A 20,405-nucleotide genomic window follows, 5' to 3' on the forward strand; every position below is an offset into this window, starting at 1 on the left:
TTGGAATGGCCCTGCCCCCCGCCCGGCAGGGCCATCTGGCGATGTTGTCGTTCTCGGCGCTGGTGTCGTTGTCGTTCAGCTTTGGCCACATCGTCGCAAAGGACATCGCGCCTGCCGCGCTGAACACGGTGCGATTTGCGCTGGCCGCACTGGTCCTGTTTGGACTGGCACGGGTGTTGCGTATTCCGCTGCGCCCGGTCTTCACGGGTTTTTGGCGCTTCGGGCTGATGGGCGGCCTGATGGCCGTCTATTTCATCACCATGTTCGAGGCGTTGCGCATCACCACCGCCGTATCGACGGCAGCAGTCTTCACCCTGACACCCTTGATGGCGGCTGGATGCGGGCTGCTGATCGCGGGGCAGCGGTCGGGGCGCTGGACGCTGATTGCCCTGACCATTGGGGCCATCGGGGCCGTCTGGGTGATCTTTCGTGCAGATATCAACGCGCTATTGCGGTTTGAGCTTGGGCGTGGCGAGGCGCTGTTCGCCGTCGGCGCGTTGGGTCACGCGCTGGTTCCAGCGCTCGCGCGGAAACTGGCAAGCGATGTAAAACCGTTGCAAACGTCGATCGGGACGGTGTTGGGGTCGCTGATCGTGACCGGTATCTACGGGGCTGGCGACCTGATGAACACCGACTTTTCGTCCCTTCGCCCGGCTGTCTGGATGGTCATCGGCTATCTTGCCGTTGTCACAACCGCCGGCACATTCTTTCTGGTCCAATATGCCAGCCAACGCCTGCCCGCCAGCAAGGTCATGGCCTATACCTATCTGGTGCCAAGCTGGGTTGTTCTGTGGGATTTCCTGTTCTACGGCACCACACCCCCTGCCCTTTTGATGGCCGGAGTAGCGGCCACCCTGCTTGCCCTTGCGATGTTGCTTAAGGGTGAAGCGTTCTGACGAGCATGTGCTTGATGAATGCCTCGGCATCTTCGAACCGAGTGTCGCTGCGCACTGGCCCCAACACCGCCTGCACCTGAAGATCGAAATCGGCGTAATGCTGAGTCATTGCCCAGATCGAGAAGATCAGGTGATGCGGGTCTATTGTGGCCAACCGCCCCTCGACCATCCAATTGGCGATCACGGCGGCCTTTTCATCCACCAGCGTCTTCAGGTCATCGGTCAGCATGTTGCCCAAACGCGGCGCGCCATGCAGGATCTCGGTCGCGAACAGGCGGCTTTCACGCGGCATCTCGCGCGACATTTCCATCTTCCGGCTCACATAGATCAGGATTTCTTCCAGCGGGTCGCCATCTTCAGACAGGTCGCGCAGGGGGCTGACCCATTCTTCCAGAAGGCTTTCCAGAAGTTCGGAGTAAATCGCTTCTTTGCCGGTGAAATAATAGACGATGTTCTGCTTTGAAATCCCGGCCGCATCGGCAATCTGATCCAAAGTCGCTCCGCGCAATCCCTTTTCGGAAAACACGTCCAGCGCGGCCTCAAAGATGGTCTTCCGCTTTTCGCGCTGGATGCGGGTGGGACCGGATGTGGATCCTGCTTTCGCCATTTGTCTCGCTCCTAGCCCCGGTCGCGGTTCGGCAGGGCCACGCCACGCAGCAGCAGGTCTTTCACCGCGGTCTTGGTGTCCTTCCACTGCGCGTCAGACAGTTCGACCCCGTCGTTCAACGTCGTGATCTGGTGGGTGAAGTCTGCGTAGTGTTGCGTCGTGGCCCAAATGGCATAGAGCAAATGGCGCGCGCTGATCGGGCGGATCTGGCCGTTTTCAATCCAAGCCTCGATCACCGTAATCCGGTTTTCGGTCCATGACCGCAGTTCATCTTCCAGATAGTCCTGTACGATGGGCGCGCGTTGAATGATCTCGTTTGCCCAAACCTTCGAACCATAGGGGCGCGTGCGGGCCAGATCGAGCTTTGTGTCGATATATTCGCCCAGCGCCTGGATCGGATTATTATCCACGGTGATGCTGTCTGCTGCCGCACGCCAGATATCAAAGATTTCGCCCACGACACGACGATAGAGCGCCTCTTTGGTTTCAAAGTAGTAGACGACATTGGATTTCGGTATTCCGGCGGATGCAGCGATCCGGCTGATCGACGCGCCAGCATAGCCAAACTCGGCAAAAACCTTTTCGGCGGCAACCAATATTCGGGCTGTCACCTCTTCGCGATTGCGGCTTTGTATGCCTTGAGTCGTCCTGTTCACGTCGCTTTTCACATTCACTGTTCCCATGCAAAACCCGCACAGGGTTTCATCTTGTGCCACGAGTTTTGCACGAAAAACAGGTGTTTCTGCACGATCGGTCAGAAAAAGATTGACCGATCGTGCAGAAATCCGTCAGCCTGTCGTCAAGACGGAATCCAAACTCCGCGCCGCCGCAAGCAAATCCAATTGGGAGACTGATATGAGCCACGGAAGCAATTTGCGCATTGATCCTGACCGCCTATGGGACAGCCTGATGGAGATGGCCAAGATCGGGCCGGGTGTCGCGGGTGGCAACAACCGACAGACCCTGACCGACGAAGACGCCGAAGGCCGCACCTTGTTCCAGAGATGGTGCGAAGAAGCTGGCTGCACCATGGGAGTGGACACGATGGGCAACATGTTTGCCACCCGCCCCGGCGAAGACCCGGACGCCCTGCCCGTCTATATGGGCTCGCACTTGGACACGCAGCCGACCGGCGGAAAATATGACGGGGTGCTGGGTGTGCTGGGTGGTCTGGAAGCGATCCGCACACTGAATGACATGGGCGTCAAGACCAAACACCCGATTGTCCTGACCAACTGGACCAACGAGGAAGGCACGCGGTTTGCCCCCGCGATGCTTGCCTCGGGCGTGTTTGCGGGCAAGCACACGCAAGACTGGGCCTATGCGCGCGAAGATGCCGAAGGCAAGAAATTCGGGGACGAGTTGAAACGCATCGGCTGGGTCGGTGACGAAGAAGTTGGTGCGCGCAAGATGCACGCCATGTTCGAGCTTCATATCGAACAAGGTCCCATTCTGGAAGCCGAAGGCAAGGATATCGGTGTCGTCACTCATGGCCAGGGGTTGCGCTGGATCGAATGCACGGTGACGGGCAAAGAGAGCCACACCGGATCCACCCCCATGGCGATGCGCAAGAATGCCGGGCGTGGCTTGGCACTGGTGACAGAACTGGTGCACGAGATTGCGATGGCGAACCAGCCAAATGCTGTGGGTGCAATCGGGCATATCGACGTCTATCCCAACAGCCGGAACATCATTCCGGGCAAGGTGGTCTTTACCGTCGATATGCGCACTCATCTTCTGGACAAGCTGAACGCAATGGTCGCCGAAGTCATGGAACGTGCGCCGAAACTGTGCGAAGATATCGGCGTCAACTTCTCGTGCGAGATCGTGGGCCAGTTCGACCCGCCCGCCTTTGACGAAAAATGCGTGGATGCAGTGCGGGGCGCCGCGAAAGATCTGGGCTATAGCCATATGGACATCGTCTCGGGTGCCGGTCACGACGCCTGCTGGATCAATGACGTGGCACCGACTGCGATGATCATGTGCCCTTGCGTGGATGGGCTGAGCCATAACGAGGCTGAGGACATCTCGAAACAATGGGCGCAGGCGGGGGCGGATGTGCTGCTGCACGCGGTGCTGGAAACCGCCGAGATCGTCGAGTGATGTGACAGGGGAGCCGGGGCGCTGCCCCGGACCCCGGGATATTTTTCGCCAGAAGAAGCAGGAAAACTGCGCCTGGCCATCAGGGAGAAAAAAATGGGAACCAAAGTCATCAAGGGTGGCACAGTCTGCACCGCTGACCGCACATGGAAAGCCGATGTTCTGATCGAAGGAGAAATCATCAAGCAGATCGGTGAGGATCTGAAGGGGGACACGTATGTTGATGCCGAAGGCGCTTATGTGATCCCTGGCGGTATCGACCCACATACGCATCTGGAAATGCCCTTCATGGGCACGACGGCGGCCGAAACATTCGAAAGCGGCACCTGGGCGGCGGCGGCTGGCGGCACCACGATGTTGGTGGATTTCTGCCTGCCCGGTGAAGACGGTTCGATCAAGAACGCGATCAACGAATGGCACCGCAAGTCGGCACCGCAGATATGTTCCGACATCGGTTATCACATGGCGATCACCGGTTGGAACGAAAACGTCTTTGACGAAATGAAAGACGCGGTCGATATGGGGGTCAACTCGTTCAAGCATTTCATGGCCTACAAGGGCGCGTTGATGATCGAGGATGACGAGATGTTCGCCTCGTTCAAGCGGTGCAAGGAGTTGGGCGCGCTGCCGATGGTGCATGCCGAAAACGGCGATTTGGTGGCGGATATGCAGGCCGAGATGCTGGCCAAGGGCATCACCGGGCCAGAAGGTCACGCCTATTCGCGCCCGCCGGAATTCGAGGGCGAAGCGGCCAATCGCGCGATCACCATTGCGGACGCGGCAGGCGTGCCGCTTTACATCGTGCATGTCAGTTGCGAGCAAGCGCATGAGGCCATTCGGCGCGCGCGTCAGAAGGGGATGCGCGTTTATGGTGAGCCGCTGATCCAGTTTCTGACACTGGATGAAAGCGAGTATTTCAAGGGTGACTGGATGCATTCGGCGCGCCGGGTTATGTCGCCGCCCTTCCGCAACAAGGAGCATCAGCAAAGTCTGTGGGCCGGGTTGCAGTCTGGATCGTTGCAGGTTGTTGCCACGGATCACGCAGCCTTCACCAGTGAGCAGAAGTTGATGGGCAAGGACAATTTTTGTCTGATTCCGAACGGGTCGAACGGACTTGAGGAACGTCTGGCGGTTTTGTGGACCCACGGGGTCGAAACCGGGCGGCTGACGCCGAACGAGTTTGTCGCGGCGACTTCGACCAATGTCGCCAAGATCCTGAACATCTATCCCAAGAAGGGGGCGCTTGTTGAAGGAGCGGATGCGGATATTGTCGTTTGGGATCCCAAGATCTCGAAAACAATCAGCGTGTCGAACCACCATTCGGTGCTGGATTACAATGTCTTTGAAGGATTCGAGGTGCAAGCACAGTCGCGTTACACGCTGAGCCGGGGTGAAGTCATCTGGGGTTGGGGACAGAACAACCAGCCGCAACCGGGACGTGGCCGTTTCGTCCCGCGCCCTGCCTTCCCATCCGCGAATATTGCCCTGTCGAAATGGAAAGAGCTGACCAGCCCGAAGATGGTCAAGCGCGATCCGATGAACATCCCTGCCGGCATCTAAGGAAAGCGAACATACATGACGGATACAGCGATCAGCGCTGACAACCTCTCGCTGACCTTTCAAACCAATGACGGCCCGGTGCACGCGCTGAAGGACGTGTCGCTTGATATCGACAAGGGCGATTTTGTCAGCTTCATCGGCCCGTCGGGCTGTGGCAAGACGACATTCCTGCGCTGCATGGCCGATCTGGAGCAACCTACCGGCGGTTCTATCACCGTGAACGGGGTGTCCGCGCGTGAGGCGCGCAAATCGCGCGCCTATGGCTATGTTTTTCAGCACGCAGGGCTTTATCCCTGGCGCACGATTGGACGGAATATCCGTCTGCCGCTGGAGATTATGGGCTATTCCAAAGCCGATCAGAATGCCCGCATCAAGCGCGTTCTGGAGCTGGTCGAACTGGACGGGTTCGAAAAGAAGTTTCCGTGGCAATTGTCTGGCGGAATGCAACAACGTGCCTCGATCGCGCGGGCGCTGGCATTTGACGCGGACATCCTGCTGATGGACGAACCCTTCGGTGCGCTGGACGAGATCGTGCGCGACCACTTGAACGAACAGCTCTTGAAGCTGTGGGCAAAGACAGAAAAGACAATAGCGTTCGTCACACACTCGATCCCCGAAGCGGTGTATCTGTCCACCAAGATCGTCGTCATGTCGCCCCGTCCGGGTCGGATATCCGACGTGATTGAAAACCCTTTGCCGGCGGATCGCCCGCTGGACATTCGCGACACACAGGCGTTTCTGGACGTGGCACATCGGGTGCGGGAAGGGCTGCGGGCGGGGCATTCCTATGACTAAGACCGCGCTTTCCGTTCTGACCGTGTTGGTCGCAATTGTGGTCATCTGGTATCTGGCGGTCGCGCCCATGAACATTCGCGTCGCGCTGGATCACGCCGAGCGGAATGGGGCCATGATTGATCCGCCGTCGGCGGTCGAACGGCGCGAGATGTCAAACTGGGTGTTGATGGTCAAGAACCGCGAGCATATCGCGGCCGGATACAGCCTGGAGCGTCCGCGCCTTCCGACGCCGGTACAGGTTGGCCAGGAACTTTGGAGAACCACCGGCGCTATGGTGCTGAAGGGCCGCACCTGGTCCAAGCGGTCCCTGATTTATCACGGCTGGATCACTCTACAGTCAACATTCTGGGGCTTCGTTCTTGGTACCACCATCGGAATTGCAGGCGCGGTTGCCATCGTGCAATCCCGCGTGATCGAGATGTCGGTAATGCCATGGGCGATCATTTCGCAAGCCATTCCCATCGTCGCCCTGGCCCCGATGATCATCGTCTTGTCATCACAAGTGGGGATCGAGGGACGGGGGTTCCCGAAAGCCTTGATCTCGTCCTATCTGTGTTTCTTCCCCGTGCTGGTCGGCATGGTCAAAGGGCTGCGGTCCCCAACCGCCGAGCAACTGGATCTGCTGAAAACCTACAGCGCCTCGGGCGTGCAGCGGTTCTTGAAACTGCGTGTGCCGGCGTCGCTGCCCTATCTGTTCACATCGCTCAAGATCGGCATTGCCGCCGCCTTGGTCGGTGCGATCGTGGGCGAGTTGCCAACCGGTGCGATCAGCGGACTTGGCGCGCGTATCCTGATCGGCGATCAGTTCGGCACGCCGCTGGCCATCTGGGCGGCGCTGTTTGCAGCTGCCATCCTGGCCGGAGTGCTTGTCACCCTTATTGACCGCACGCAGCAGGTGCTTTTGCGGCGGATGGGGATGCGCTCATGAACTGGTTGATCATTGCCATCATCTTCTGGCTGGCCGCCTGGGCAGCAAATGTCGCGATGGTTCGCTCGAAATGGTCGGATACAACGCTCGTGCGCTTTGTGGTGCCGGTCATATTCGGGCTGACCCTCGTGGTCGCATGGGAAGCCCTGGTCCACACTTTCAATGTCTCGGCAGCCATTCTGCCTCCGCCTTCTGCGGTCGCGGATACATTTGCCAGATCGACCGGCATGTTGTGGGAAGATTTCACACAAACCGTCCTGAAAGGCGCATTGCGTGGATACTTCATCGGCGCTGCCGCCGCTTTCGTCGTGGCGATCCTGATTGATCGTTCCCCATTTCTGACCCGTGGTCTTTTGCCGATCGGGAATTTCGTTGCGGCCCTTCCGATCGTGGGGGTCGCACCCATTCTGGTCAGTTGGTTCGGTTTTGACTGGCAATCGAAAGCTGCTGTTGTCGTGGTGATGGTGTTTTTCCCGGTGCTGGTGAACACGGTGCAAGGGTTGCGCGAAACCGATGCAATGCTGCGCGACCTGATGAAAACCTATGCCGCGGGGTATTCCAGAACCCTATGGAAACTGCGCATCCCAGCCGCGATGCCCTTCATCTTCAACGGTCTGAAAGTCGGCGCAACGCTCGCCCTGATCGGCGCGATCGTGGCCGAGTATTTCGGGTCGCCCACCCGCGGCATGGGGTTCCGCATCTCGACCGGCGTCGGCAGCTTGTCAATTGACCTTGTCTGGGCCGAGATTGTTGTCGCGGCATTGGCAGGCACGCTCTTCTATGGTGTGGTTGCATGGTTCGAAAAGAAGGTGACGTTCTGGCACCCATCCCAAAGAGGCTGAGCAAGAATAAAAACAATCTAAGTTCAACAAGGAGAAAAAGATGAAATTCAATTCAGTGATCGGGGCCATGGCCCTGGCCGTCACATCAGGCACTGCAATGGCAGCGGATGATGTGACCTTACAGCTTAAATGGGTCACGCAATCCCAGTTCGCGGGCTATTACGTTGCCTTGGATCAGGGGTTCTATGCCGAAGAAGATCTGAACGTCACGGTCCTGCCGGGCGGGCCAGATATCGCACCCACACAGGTAATCGCCGGTGGCGGGGCTGATGTCATTGTTGAATGGATGCCCGCCGCCCTTGCCGCGCGCGAGAAAGGTCTGCCGCTGGTCAATATCGCACAGCCCTTCGCATCTTCCGGCATGATGCTGACCTGCTGGGGCGATGTGGGCATCGAAAGCCCGGATGATCTGACCAATCGCACGCTTGGGGTCTGGTTCTTCGGCAACGAGTTCCCGTTCATGAGCTGGATGTCCAAAATGGGTATCTCGACAGATGGAGCCAGTGAAAACGGAGTCGAGGTTCTGAAACAGGGATTCAACGTCGACCCGCTTCTGCAACGTCAAGCCGACTGCATTTCGACGATGACGTATAACGAGTATTGGCAGGTGATCGACGCCGGTGTGACACCGGACGAACTGATCACCTTCAAATACGAGGATCAGGGCGTCGCGACGCTGGAAGACGGTCTTTACGTATTGGAAGAAAACCTGAGCGACGAAGCCTTTGTCGACAAGATGGAACGCTTTGTGCGCGCGTCGATGAAAGGCTGGAAATGGGCCGAAGAGAACCCGGAAGACGCGGCGATGATCGTGCTTGAGTATGATGAAACCGGCGCACAGACCGAAAAGCATCAGGTTCGTATGATGGGCGAGATTGCCAAGCTGACCGCGGGGTCAAACGGCGCGCTTGACCCCGCCGCCTATGAGCGGACGGTCGAGACACTGTTGACCGGTGGCTCGGACCCGGTGATTACCATGGAGCCTGAAGGCGCATGGACCAGCGCCATTACCGATGCGGCGCTGAACTGATCTGGTGATCGAACAAAGGAACGGCGCGCTGAGATCAGCGCGCCGTTATCATTGTCGGATGCGTGCAAGTTGGTTCTGCGATTATTTCGATGACCCCGACGGATCGCCACTCAGATCCTCTTTGACGTCAGTCACAACGCGCCCGCTGGCAAGGTCAGATTGCCCCCGACGGCAAGCTGGTCAGACACTGCCTCAAGCGCGCTTGCCAGTTGTCAGGCAATTCATGCGCGACACACTGGTGATTATTACCGATAGTTCCGAGCAAACCGCAATTCGTTCTGGTAGAACACGTCCGCCACGGCGATCCAACCAAACGCCATACAGTGACCCGTGTGGGAGCCGATCTTGCTGGACTGGAGCCCGATCGTCGTAAGCTTGGCGGCGGCGTTGGTCGTCAGAAGCCATCGGAGCGACGTCACGGACATTTTGCGGCTCCTTATTGATGATCGGTCGTCGAAGCAGCGGCGGGTTCACCGTCCAACCTTGGAAATGGTGGTAAGGAGGGGTAATGGTCGGGACACCGGCGATCTGGTGCATTTTCGTGATCTGGTCGGATGCAGGAATGTCTGGCGTGTCGTCGACGGTCGCGACAATGCGACCGTCTTAATGCGACCGTCTTAGCGGGTATGCACTTCGCCGCCTGCGGTAGTGTCGATGGCAGACATGTCCTGACCGGTCATGACCGGTATCGTGCGCCCAAGGCTGCCGCAGATACTCATTACGAGCGGGCGCCCGTTTCCGGTTTGATTTTCTTGAACGAGATGGCTCCGACGGGGCACGCCATCGAACAGCCCCCGCAGCCGTTGCACAGGTCTTCGTCCAGAACCGGCTGGGCGCGGCGACCGGTCTGCATCTGGAACCCTATGGCGCGTTGGTCACAGTGGTCTTCGCAGGCGCGACAGTTCACCCCGTTCATCGACAGACAGGATCTTTCAACCGCGCCGCGCCACAGCCATTCGTTCTCTGGCGACAGCGCCCCAAAGTCGCAGGCATCCGTGCACGCATGACAGAAAGTGCACGCGCCGGCATTGAAGTCGAGGAACGGCCGTTCGCCCGCATCTTTCAGGATGATCCCCTCGGGGCAGGCCGCCGCACATTCGCCGCATTGGGTGCAGGCGTCATGGAACTCAGCCTCAGGTCCGGCTCCGGGAGGCCGTTGACGCGGAATCCCCTGAACTTTACCTTTCAAAAAGGCGCGTCGGGTATGTGATGCTGACATAAGACTGGCTCGCGAATTGCTGGCTCGTACATCGTATCTAGACCCGACAATGGTGCGACATATTGACTTGGATCAAAGAATGCGCCGAATTGTCCAGAATACCGGTTCACAGGAAAAGTTCATTGATTTGAATGTGTTGCTTTGAAAGCAGAGTATATATCTGTTTTGAAACTAAGTTTTCAAACATCTGCCAATTGGTCGGCTGCACCGCACTGATACTGAACGATGAAACTTTTTTCAGTTACCGCCCTGCATTGGTCGACCCCCTATCGGCTGAAAGCCCCACATACCCGATTTGCGGCAACGCATTTTTCATCACCCGCTCTGCCGTTGGCGCGGGGCCGTTCATGGGTCTGTCAGCGCTGCTCTGACCGCGCGATGAAGCGTGCTTCAAACCCCCTGTCCTTTCGACTGGGCGGTGATCTCAGCACCAGACGACCGCCCGAATGACGCGCGATCTTATCAGCGATATACAGGCCCAGCCCAAATCCGTCCGAACCTTTCATCCCGCGCTGAAAGCGACCTGGCAAACGCTCAAGCTCTGCCGGTGAAAGCGCCGGGCTATCATTCACGATCCGCAGAACACCAGACTGCGTCAGTTCGATATCAATCACGGTCTCCGGTGGGGCATGTTGAAATGCGTTGTCAATCAGGTTGCCTGCAATCATTGCAAACGCGTCGGGATCGAGTTTGCAAAGCACCGGCTGATCAGGACGCACGACCCTCAGACGTTCCTTGCGGCCGGGATCCCTTTGACTTTCACTCAGGACAATATCCAACAGTTTGCGAAGGTCATGGGAATCTTGTGACATTCCTATCCCGGCGTCGGCGCGGGCGACCTGCAACAGCCGCACCACCAGACGGCTCATCCGCTTCAGCGCCTCTTCGATTGCTGCAAGTCTGCCAGCGTTGTCATTCCCGGTTTCCTCGCGCATCCGCTGCACCTGCGCCAACGCGATGGCCACCGGCGTGCGCAATTCATGTGCCGCGTTGGTCGCAAAGGCGCGCTCACCGTCCAGTGCCTGTGACAGGCGGATCATGAACCCGTTCAAAGTGGCAGTGATCGCACGCAATTCGGCAGGCTGACCACCGGCGTCAATCGGATCAAGGCGCGCGTCGCTGCGCGCTTCGATCTCGTCGCGCATCTGATCCAGCGGTGACAATGCCCTTTGGCCAATCCAAGCGACCATCAGATAAGCCAACGGTAGGATCGCCAACATCGGGATCATCAGTGCCGTAAGGCTCTCAAGGTAAGCCTCGGATCGTTCTTGCCGTGGATCTCCCACCTGCATCAGAAAGCCTTCGCCGTTCGGAGATGTCGTATAGAAATTGTGGCTTTCGGTTTCTGTGAAACCCGTTACGCCGTAAGTTGGAAACGTAACATCCAACCCACCTGATGAAATCATCAGCACCGTCCCCGACCGGTCAAGCAGACGATAGACCAAAGCAGCGGCGTCGCTATCCGATCCTCCGCGCGCGCCGAATCTGGGATCGTCCCCGAATTCGAATGGCATGGTGGCACCGGTGTCCTGCGCGACCCGATAATCAGTGACGATGGCCGGAAGATATATCCGCGCGGTTTCCTGAAGAACCGTGTCCGCGAACTCCTGCTGCTCGTGCCGCAAAACCACCGCTGTGGCGACCAGCGCAAGCAGCCAGATCGCCGCAAAACCAAGGATCACGAAACGCGACAGGCGACGCGACAGACTGTTACGCACGCTCATCCCTGCCCCATCCGGTAGCCGAAACCGCGCACAGTCTCGATCGCGCCACGCCCCAGCTTTGAACGCAAGCGGCTGATGTGGGCTTCGATCGCGTTGCTTTCGACCTCGCTGCCAAACCCATAAAGGGCGTCTTCGAACTCGGCCTTCGCAACGGTGATGCCGGGCCGACGGCTGAGTCGGTCCAGAATTTCCCACTCCTTCGGTGTCAGCCCCACCGGCTGGCCATCCCGAAGCACGGTTTTCGTCGCAGGAACGACGCTGATCGAACCGAATTGGCGCAGGGCTGCGCGGCTGCTGTCAGCCCGACGCAGAATGGCGGCGATACGGGCGACCATTTCGTCCAGATCATAGGGTTTGACAAGATAATCGTCGGCACCTGCTTCCAACCCCTCGATCCGTTCCATGATCCTGTCACGCGCGGTGGCAATCATGACCGGTGTCCCCACTGACCTGTCGCGCAGATCACGCACCAGAGACAGCCCGTCCCCATCAGGCAAGTGCAGGTCTAGAAGCACCAGATCATAAGATGTGGCACGCACCGCAGCCAGCGCATCATGCAAAGTTCCGGCACTGTCGACGGCGTGGCCAACCGCTCGCAAATGATCGGCCACTGCGCCTGCCAGATCTTGTTCATCTTCGACAACCAATAATCGCATTCAGGTCTTCATCCACTTTTTTCGCCACAATAGGGCATCCGTCAGCAATCGGTAAGGTGGTCGTGCGATGAGCCAGCCGCCGGCACAGCCCGCCGGTTGGCAAAGGTGGGATTTTCATGTCAGTCAGCACAATATGGCTCGGGATCGGCTTTTTGGGACAGGCGCTGTTTACATCCAGGTTCCTGGTTCAGTGGATCGTCAGCGAACGGCGGGGCGAAAGCGTCGTGCCTCTGGCCTTTTGGTGGTTTAGCCTTGCCGGTGGTTTGACCCTGCTGTCCTATGCCATCTGGCGGCAAGATCCTGTGTTCATTCTTGGGCAAGCGACGGGTCTGGTTGTATATGTGCGCAACCTCATCTTGATCAAACGCCGTCGCGGGATGGCGTCATCATGAAACCAACAGTCGCCGCACTCTGGACCCTTGTTGCGTTTTTTCTGGTCGCGGTGGCCGGAACCTTGCTGCGCCCCCTGACCCCGATTGACGAGACACGTTATGTCGCCGTCGCGTGGGAGATGTGGCAAAGCGGCAATTACTTCGTCCCGACCAAAAATTATGACATTTACACACACAAACCCCCCCTTCTGTTCTGGGCAATCAATCTGATCTGGATGTTCACCGGTGTTTCCGAACTGTCGGCGCGACTGGTCGGGCCACTGTTTGCAGTGCTTGCGATATCACTGACAGGGCGGCTCGCTACCAAGCTGTGGCCCGACGATGCGACAATCGGATCGCGCGCCATCATGGTTCTTGCCGCAATGATCATTTTCGCCATATCGGGTGGCCTGACCATGTTCGACGCCCTGCTGGCGACAACCGCACTCGCCGGGTTTTTGGCGCTGGTCAACGCGGTCGACACCGGGGATCGCCGCTGGTGGGCCGCTGTTGGGACAGCGTTGGCGATGGGTGTGCTGGCGAAAGGGCCGGTGATCCTGGTTCATGTTGGACCCGCCATGCTTCTTGTGCCGCTCTGGGCGCGCTCAAGGCAGGATCGTAGCTGGCGGTGGACCCTGTCGGGCGTTGGCATCGCCCTGGCCACGGCGCTTGGCGTTGTTGCGCTCTGGCTGGTGCCCGCGATCCTGACCGGCGGTCCGGCCTACCGGGACGAGATCCTGTGGACGCAAAGCGCAGGGCGGATCAGCAGTTCATTTGCCCATGCCCGACCGTGGTGGTGGTTCACCGCCCTGCTTCCGCTGTTCCTGTTCCCGTGGTTCTTCGTGCCCGCCGTCTGGAAAGCCGCCTTCAAGGCCCGTTGGCGTGATGCCGGACTAAGCCTGGCTGCGATCTGGGCGCTCTCGGCACTGTTTCTGTTCAGCCTGATCAGCGGCAAACAGGTGCACTATCTTGTGCCCGACCTTCCAGCCGTTGCCTTGATCGTGGCACGTCTGCTGCCTCAGGGCACAACGATCCGTCCGGCAATCGCAGCTGCGCCCTTGCTGCTGGCCGCCGTGGCGGCAATCCTGGCCGGAGCGGGGCTGATTGATCTGGGCTCGGACACGCGACTGTTGGAACCGACAACCAACCTGCTGGCATGGGGATTGTTCATGCTGGCCGTCTGCTGGATGGCGGTGCATCAAGGCGGATTGTCCGGCGCGCTTACTCTGACGCTGGGCACGGTCTTGTCGCTGAACGTCCTGATCGGAGTCAGCGCCATTCACGATGTTTTTGATACGAAGAAGATCGCAAGCATCATCGCTCCCTATCAAGAGGCGGGCATCGCCTATGTTGGTCGCCAGTATAATGCCGAGTTCAATTTTGCCGGTCGTCTGACATCCCCCGTCACCGAAATCATCGACCCGGCTGACTTGCCCGCCTGGCTGGCCAAACAGCCGGACGGCATCGTCGTCGGACGCCCGGACGAGCTTGGCCCCATGTGGCCACCCTATCGCCAAATCCTGTTCCGCAACGCACCGCATGCCATCTGGCGCGCCGCCGATGCCCCCAATTCGGAGCCTTCATCATGACCGACCCCACCCCGGACATCAGTGTCGTCATCCCGGCGCGAGACGAAGTTGTCGCAATCACCCCCCTTGTAGAGCAGGTCGGGCAGGTCCTAAAGGATCAGGCGTTCGAGGTTGTCGTGATTGACGATGGGTCGACCGACGGCACGCATCATGCCTTGATGCGGCTGGCCTCGGCCCACGATTGGTTCACCTGGCTGCAAAACGATCAAAGCGTCGGACAATCGGCCTCGATCCGGCGGGGCGTGCGCGCCGCACGTGGTGCGATCATCGTGACATTGGATGGTGACGGACAGAATCCGCCTGACCAGATTCCGATCTTGCTGGCCCCGTTTCTGGCCGAAGATTGCGAGGCATTGGGGCTGGTGCAGGGGCAACGTGTTGGCCGTCAGGACACATCGGCGAAACGCTGGGCGTCACGGGCTGCGAACGCAATCCGCGTGGCGCTGCTGAAGGATGGCGTGCGTGATTCCGGGTGCGGCCTGAAGGCGTTCCGCCGCGAGGCCTATTTCGATCTGCCATGGTTCGATCACATCCACCGGTTCATGCCAGCCATGATGCTGCGCGAAGGCTGGGAGGTGCAAACGGTATCGGTATCCCACCAGGCCCGCCAAGGCGGACAGTCAAAATATTCCAACTTCCGACGCGCATTGGTCGGCATCCCGGACCTGCTGGGGGCTGCCTGGCTGATCCGCCGTGCCGGTCCACCACGCCATCCCGGAAAGCCCGTCAGCGATCAGACCACCAATACCTCAGAGTGAACCGGCAAGACGGACAGTTCTGAAATTTTCGTCTTGGCAAAAAAGTGTCGCTTCAGTTCACGGACAGAGGGCGCCTGCCGATCGAACTTTGGCCCTGACCGGACAGATAGTGCAGCATGTAATCCCCCGGCTCGTTCGGCAGTTGCAAGGCTGCCGGGTTGCCGCTGGCGGTCGCGACCGAGGCTTCGACCGTATCGGACCCGATCTTCTTGATCGCGATCAGATCACCTTCATCGTCCGGCCCAACCCAGAACACGTCAATTTGCCCACCCGCCGCGGCGCTTTCGGCAGCCTCAAGAACGGCTTCCTCTACAACCGTCTCGCTTGCCTCGACAACTTTCAACATGCGGCGCGCAAGCACCTTTTTCGGATTTCCATGGGCAATATAACGGATCAGATAGGTGCCTGTTTCTACTGGGACTTTCAACCGAACCGGGTTGCCGCGCTGGGCATACTGATAATTCAGATGCTCGCCCGGCTCTGACCCGATGGCGGCAACTGAAACAAAATCGTTCTTATTGGCCGGCCCGACGAAGGAAACGTCAATCTCGGTTCCCGAGACCGCCGTTTCAGGGGCATCAAGAGCGGCGGTGGCCGCGACGATGCCGATGTCGCGCGTCGCCAGAATTCGCTGCGGGCTGCCATTGGCGATATAGCGCAACTGATAAGTTCCGGGTTCAAGCGGCAGCGTGATCTTCGATGGGTTGCCCCGGCTGGTATAGGCATAGGACGTGTATTTGTTGACCGGTTGGTCTGGTGCCGCCACCGCGACATAGTCGTTCTTGTTGTCCGGCCCCTGCCAAATGACATCGATAGAGGCCCCGGCTTCAGCGGTGTCAACGGCTTCGAGCGCGACCTGAGCCGCAACGATGGAAATCTCGCGCGCGGCAAGGACCTTCGCCGGATTACCATGTGCGATGTAACGCAACTGGTAGGTGCCCGGATCAAGCGGCATCTTGATCGCGGCTGGATTGCCCCGTTGCGTATAGACATAAGCCACGTATTTGTTCGGTGGCTGGTCGGCAGATGCAACCGAGATGTAATCGTTCTTGTTGTCTGGTCCATCCCACGTGACTTCAACATCCGACCCGGCGACAGCGTCCGACTGCGCCTCTATCGTGACCTGCGCCGCGACGACCGTGACTGGTCGGGTCGCGATGATCTTGGCGGGTTTTCCATGGGCGATGTAACGCAGCTCGTAGGTGCCTGGATCAAGTGGCATCGTCACCGACACCGGATTTCCGCGGTTCGCATAGGCATAGTTGACGTATTTGTTGGGCTCCTGATCGGACGCGGCGACCGAGATATAGTCGTTCTTGTTGTCCGGCCCCTCCCACTCGACATCAACAGCGGCCCCGGCAACCACTTGGTCAGGGGCAGTCAATGATGCGCTGACGGGCAGAACCGTGATGGGACGACGGGCCAGCACCCGCAGGGGATTGCCCTGAGCGACATAGCGAAGCTCGTAGGCTCCCGGTTCGATGGGGCTTGTGACTTCGGCGGGATTGCCGCGATTGGTATAGGCGTAGTTCTCGTATGTCCTGTCTTCCGCATCAGGCGCGGTGATCGCGATATAGTCGTTTTCATATCCCGGCCCATCCCAAGCGACTTCCAGAACCGCCCCGGCCCCAATTTCATCAGCGGCGTCCAATGTGACAGTCAGATCGGTGACAACAATGGAACGGGCTGCCGTGACGTCCTGCTTACCGCTGCCGCTTCGGATGTAACGCAGCTCATAGGTCCCGGGCGTCAATGGCATCGTCAGGGGCAAAGGATTGCCCTTCGAGATATAGGTATAATTGCGGTATGTGCCGGGCTTCGCTTCGGGTGGGACAATCGTCACATAGTCATTGTCGCCGATCTCGGCATCCCAAGTGACCTCGATCGTCGATCCGATGGGGGCAGTGTCAACTGCATCCAGTGACGCCCGATAAGCGATTTCAGGCAATGCAATTGTAACCGTCTTGGCTTGTTCGGCCACTTTGAATACCGTCTCGGCAGTCAACTCATCCTCAAGCCGCAGAACTGAAACGGTATATTCACCCGGCAGCAGTTCAAGCCGGGTGGCACCGGTGGGTGTCGTCTGCTCACCCGTGCCATCAGGTGCAAAGGACCACACCAGCCCATCATCAATCTCGGGGCCACCTTTTCCCAAGGTCGCACGGAACGAAATGGTAACTGGTTCAGGCTCCGGCTCGGGGGCTGACGCGATTTCGACCAATGCCGCCCCAAGCTCGCCCGCATTGGCAGCCGACCGGAATGTACCACCGGTCTCCTCCGCCAGACATTGCATCTGCGCCATGGCCTCGGGGTCGTTGATATCAAACCCGATCACGTGGGCGGTGAAATCAACGCCCGCCTCCTCAAGCGCGCGGGCGGCGGCGCAGGGGTCCGGGTTACAGGTTTCGATCCCGTCCGACACAAGGATCACAGTCGCCTTTTCTTCTGTGTAACGAAGAGATTGCGCGGCAGCGATCACAGCGTCGGTCATCGGGGTCTTACCCTTGGGCTTTACTGCGTTCACCGCAGTTGAGATTGCAGTTTGGGTGCCAACCCCCGGTGCCACCAGTGTTTCAATGTCAGTGCAATCGCCCTTGCGGCGATGTCCATACACTGTCAGGCCAAGGGCCTGATCCGTCGGAAGTGTCTGCAACAAGTCATCAAGCACATCCTGTGCGATGGTGATCTTGGCCGTTCCGTCAATTTGTCCCCACATCGAACCAGAGGCATCCAGAACAAGCACCGTGGATGCACGATCCTGCGCTCTGGCTGGATTTGAAAGTGCAACAAGCAGAATTAAAGCAGCAAGATAACGCATGGCGGCCCCCCGATCAGCTATCTGACAGGATGCAGATTTTACGGAAAATTTCCAGTCTGGACCGAAATTGAAGATCAAATATCTCGAAATGACTATCCGGTTGGCCGTGCTTGGGAATACAAAAGAATTATCGAAAAGGGTGGGCGGGTCGCCCGATGTTCCGTTACGTTCAGTCCATCAAGCCGGTTTTCCGGGGCTTGCCAGTTCATCCATTTTTTAACCCTCCATAACGCCGTTTCAGGGATCGTCTGGGGGAAGGAAGTATTGTAATCCTGTGGGTCGGAAAGGGAGGCAAGCATGGGGTCAAGAAAAGCCGTTTGGATGGATATGCGGTCAGGGGATGCTCGGTCGGCGCCTGAGGTCGAAAGCAGAATATCCTCTCGGGCAAGGTCTGTTCCTGTTCGGAGACCAAGCAATGAATTTCGCTGAATGGCTGTTACGCACCGCAGCACGGACACCTGACGCGCCAGCACTGATGAAGGGCGACAAGGTCGTTGCCAGTTATGCAGACTTCGCGCGGTCCGCCGCAGCAATCGGCGTTGCGTTGCAGCAGAGTGGTATCGAAAAGGGCGATCGTGTCGCACTTTTCATGACCAATCGCACCGAGTATCTGGAAACCCTTTACGGCATCTGGTTCGCCGGTGCGGTCGCCGTTCCGATCAACGCAAAGCTGCATCCGAAAGAGGCAGCATGGATCATGGCCGATTCAGGTTCGCGATCTGCGTTCGTCTCGGATGATGTTGCCGGTGAAATTAAAGCCGAAACGGTCACTGGCCTGACCGCCCGGATCTCGGTCGATGCCCCCGAATTCGACACAATGCGCGCCACGGCCCCGATGGCGGAACCGGTCGAGATGTCATCTGATGACCTTGCGTGGCTGTTTTACACATCCGGCACAACGGGCAAGCCCAAGGGTGTGATGATGTCCTGCGGGAACCTCATGGCCATGACGTTGAGCTATTTCGTCGATGTCGACACGGTCGAACCACAGGATGCCATCCTTTACGCTGCACCGATGTCACATGGCGCAGGCCTTTACAACTTCATGCACGTACTTCGGGGTGCGCGCCATGTGGTGCCGGACAGCGGCGGCTTCGATGCTGCCGAAATCCTTGACCTTGCGCCGCAGCTCAAAAATGTCTCGATGTTTGCGGCACCGACAATGGTACGGCGACTGGTTGATGCGGCAAAAAGCAGGGGTCGGTCTGGCGAGGGAATAAAGACAATCGTATATGCAGGCGGTCCGATGTATTTGGCAGACATCATCGAAGCGGTCGATGTCATCGGCCCGAAATTCGTTCAGATTTACGGTCAAGGTGAATGCCCAATGGCGATCACCGCCCTGACACGCACCGACGTTGCCGACCGCACCCACGACCGTTGGCGAGCGCGGCTTGCCTCGGTCGGGATGGCACAAAGCGTGGTCCGGGTTCGGATTGTCGATCGCAACGGGCGCGAACTGCCGCGTGGTGAAACCGGTGAAATAGTCGTGAAGGGCACGACCGTGATGCTTGGGTATTGGCAAAACACCGAGGCCACAGCAAACACAATTCGTGACGGCTGGCTGTGGACTGGCGATATGGGCCAGATGGACGACGACGGGTATGTCACCCTTCAGGACCGGTCCAAGGACATGATCGTTTCGGGCGGATCAAACATCTATCCACGCGAGGTCGAGGAAGTGTTGTTGACCCACCCAAACGTGCGCGAGGTTGCAGTCGTTGGTCGCCCGGATGCCGAGTGGGGCGAGGTCGTCGTGGCATTTGTTGCGCCCCACCCGAATGCAGCGGTTGACCCACAGGAACTGGATGCGCTTTGCCTTTCCCAGATCGCACGGTTCAAGCGACCCAAGGACTATGTGCTGGTCGCAAACCTTCCCAAGAACAACTATGGCAAAGTCTTGAAGACCGAGTTGCGCAAGCGCCTCGAAATACAAGGGTGTGAAGATGAATGACCTTGCGGGCAAGTCGTCATTGCTGACCGGGTCGATACAAGGGATCAGATTGGCGATCGCAATGCGCTGGCGGGATCAAGCCCTCTGGACCTGTCACGGAACTGTCCCGCTCCTTTGACTTGGTATTTTACCACAAGGGAGAGACATTGATGGCACCGAAACCAAGCCCGGAATTCCGCGCCGAATCAGAGCGCGTAGCGTTGACGAGCGGGCTGCCGCGTAAACAAGTGGCAACTGATATTGGGATCAGCTTCTCGACACAGAGCCGCCGGATCCAGCAGGATCGGCGCAATCCTGAGAAGCCAACCGCCCAGTCCGATCTCGAACGCGAGGCCGCGGGGCTGCGGGACGAGAACCGTATGCTCCTGAAGGACATGGATGTTTTATAACGGCCACGGTGTTCTTTGCGGAGAGAAGCAAATGAGATTTGCCTTCGTTGAAGACCACCGACGCGTCATCCCGGTGAACCGCTTGTGCGCCTGCTGGGACTTGTCACCCAGGCCACGAATGCGCATATCCTCATTCATCCGCTCACGCAGCGATGTTGTTCTCTCCTCT

The 20,405-nt window shown here is 58.5% G+C and carries 18 protein-coding genes; 12 read left to right on the plus strand and 6 right to left on the minus strand.

Translation table 11 applies throughout. The features are described 5' to 3' along the window. The first annotated feature begins 5 nt into the window (after window positions 1-5). Window positions 6-896: a DMT family transporter gene (locus BMY55_RS12725; RefSeq protein ID WP_245744744.1), complete on the plus strand. Its 891-nt coding sequence runs from the start codon at window positions 6-8 to the stop codon at window positions 894-896. Here BMY55_RS12725 and BMY55_RS12730 read toward each other — a convergent pair. Both BMY55_RS12730 and BMY55_RS12735 read right to left on the minus strand, forming a co-directional pair. Continuing rightward, window positions 877-1,503: a TetR family transcriptional regulator C-terminal domain-containing protein gene (locus BMY55_RS12730; RefSeq protein WP_091431131.1), complete on the minus strand. Its 627-nt coding sequence runs from the start codon at window positions 1,501-1,503 to the stop codon at window positions 877-879. The genes BMY55_RS12725 and BMY55_RS12730 overlap by 20 nt on opposite strands. Window positions 1,504-1,514: 11 nt before the next feature. Then, a complete protein-coding gene (locus BMY55_RS12735; protein ID WP_091431133.1) occupies window positions 1,515-2,186 on the minus strand; it encodes a TetR family transcriptional regulator C-terminal domain-containing protein in 672 nt (223 codons plus the stop codon). Window positions 2,187-2,358: 172 nt separating this feature from the next. Between BMY55_RS12735 and BMY55_RS12740 the strand changes: the two genes are divergently transcribed. The 6 genes from BMY55_RS12740 (at window position 2,359) to BMY55_RS12765 (ending at window position 8,758) form a co-directional block, all read left to right on the plus strand. After that, complete coding sequence (locus BMY55_RS12740; RefSeq protein ID WP_091432560.1) at window positions 2,359-3,606, plus strand: Zn-dependent hydrolase; 1,248 nt, start codon at window positions 2,359-2,361, stop codon at window positions 3,604-3,606. Window positions 3,607-3,699: 93 nt separating this feature from the next. After that, window positions 3,700-5,163: a dihydropyrimidinase gene (hydA, locus tag BMY55_RS12745; RefSeq protein WP_091431134.1), complete on the plus strand. Its 1,464-nt coding sequence runs from the start codon at window positions 3,700-3,702 to the stop codon at window positions 5,161-5,163. Window positions 5,164-5,178: 15 nt separating this feature from the next. Beyond that, window positions 5,179-5,958: an ABC transporter ATP-binding protein gene (locus BMY55_RS12750; protein WP_091431136.1), complete on the plus strand. Its 780-nt coding sequence runs from the start codon at window positions 5,179-5,181 to the stop codon at window positions 5,956-5,958. After that, window positions 5,951-6,886 (plus strand): ABC transporter permease, encoded by a 936-nt coding sequence (locus tag BMY55_RS12755; protein WP_091431138.1) that lies wholly within the window; start codon window positions 5,951-5,953, stop codon window positions 6,884-6,886. The genes BMY55_RS12750 and BMY55_RS12755 overlap by 8 nt, the downstream gene beginning before the upstream one ends. After that, entirely contained in the window at window positions 6,883-7,728 is an 846-nt protein-coding gene (locus BMY55_RS12760; RefSeq protein ID WP_091431140.1) for an ABC transporter permease, read from the plus strand. The genes BMY55_RS12755 and BMY55_RS12760 overlap by 4 nt, the downstream gene beginning before the upstream one ends. A 40-nt stretch (window positions 7,729-7,768) precedes the next feature. After that, window positions 7,769-8,758 (plus strand): ABC transporter substrate-binding protein, encoded by a 990-nt coding sequence (locus tag BMY55_RS12765; RefSeq protein WP_091431142.1) that lies wholly within the window; start codon window positions 7,769-7,771, stop codon window positions 8,756-8,758. 718 nt (window positions 8,759-9,476) lie between these two features. Here the strand turns inward: BMY55_RS12765 and napF are convergent. From napF to BMY55_RS12785, 3 genes are all read right to left on the minus strand, one after another. Beyond that, window positions 9,477-9,977, minus strand: coding sequence for a ferredoxin-type protein NapF (gene napF, locus BMY55_RS12775; protein WP_091431145.1), 501 nt, complete (start codon window positions 9,975-9,977; stop codon window positions 9,477-9,479). 356 nt (window positions 9,978-10,333) lie between these two features. Further along, window positions 10,334-11,701, minus strand: coding sequence for a sensor histidine kinase (locus tag BMY55_RS12780; RefSeq protein WP_091431147.1), 1,368 nt, complete (start codon window positions 11,699-11,701; stop codon window positions 10,334-10,336). Further along, a complete protein-coding gene (locus tag BMY55_RS12785) occupies window positions 11,698-12,357 on the minus strand; it encodes a response regulator transcription factor (RefSeq protein ID WP_091431149.1) in 660 nt (219 codons plus the stop codon). The genes BMY55_RS12780 and BMY55_RS12785 overlap by 4 nt, the downstream gene beginning before the upstream one ends. 116 nt (window positions 12,358-12,473) lie before the next feature. Here BMY55_RS12785 and BMY55_RS12790 point away from each other — a divergent pair, with 116 nt between their 5' ends. From BMY55_RS12790 to BMY55_RS12800, 3 genes are read left to right on the plus strand one after another with little or no spacing between them, the layout of a single operon-like run. Continuing rightward, a complete protein-coding gene (locus BMY55_RS12790) occupies window positions 12,474-12,749 on the plus strand; it encodes a lipid-A-disaccharide synthase N-terminal domain-containing protein (protein ID WP_091431150.1) in 276 nt (91 codons plus the stop codon). Next, the gene (locus BMY55_RS12795; RefSeq protein ID WP_091431152.1) at window positions 12,746-14,317 is read left to right on the plus strand and encodes an ArnT family glycosyltransferase; all 1,572 of its coding nucleotides are present in this window, start codon (window positions 12,746-12,748) and stop codon (window positions 14,315-14,317) included. The genes BMY55_RS12790 and BMY55_RS12795 overlap by 4 nt, the downstream gene beginning before the upstream one ends. Beyond that, complete coding sequence (locus BMY55_RS12800; RefSeq protein ID WP_091431153.1) at window positions 14,314-15,075, plus strand: glycosyltransferase family 2 protein; 762 nt, start codon at window positions 14,314-14,316, stop codon at window positions 15,073-15,075. Before BMY55_RS12795 ends, BMY55_RS12800 begins: the two co-directional genes overlap by 4 nt. A 52-nt stretch (window positions 15,076-15,127) precedes the next feature. Here BMY55_RS12800 and BMY55_RS12805 read toward each other — a convergent pair whose 3' ends face one another. After that, the gene (locus BMY55_RS12805) at window positions 15,128-17,893 is read right to left on the minus strand and encodes a vWA domain-containing protein (protein WP_091431155.1); all 2,766 of its coding nucleotides are present in this window, start codon (window positions 17,891-17,893) and stop codon (window positions 15,128-15,130) included. A 415-nt stretch (window positions 17,894-18,308) separates the two neighbouring features. Between BMY55_RS12805 and BMY55_RS12810 the strand changes: the two genes are divergently transcribed. Continuing rightward, window positions 18,309-19,847: an AMP-binding protein gene (locus tag BMY55_RS12810; RefSeq protein ID WP_091432563.1), complete on the plus strand. Its 1,539-nt coding sequence runs from the start codon at window positions 18,309-18,311 to the stop codon at window positions 19,845-19,847. A 149-nt stretch (window positions 19,848-19,996) separates the two neighbouring features. Continuing rightward, window positions 19,997-20,236 (plus strand): hypothetical protein, encoded by a 240-nt coding sequence (locus BMY55_RS12815; protein WP_091431156.1) that lies wholly within the window; start codon window positions 19,997-19,999, stop codon window positions 20,234-20,236. Window positions 20,237-20,405: the final 169 nt, after the last annotated feature.

The organism is Aliiroseovarius sediminilitoris (genome assembly GCF_900109955.1).
Taxonomy (GTDB): domain Bacteria; phylum Pseudomonadota; class Alphaproteobacteria; order Rhodobacterales; family Rhodobacteraceae; genus Aliiroseovarius; species Aliiroseovarius sediminilitoris.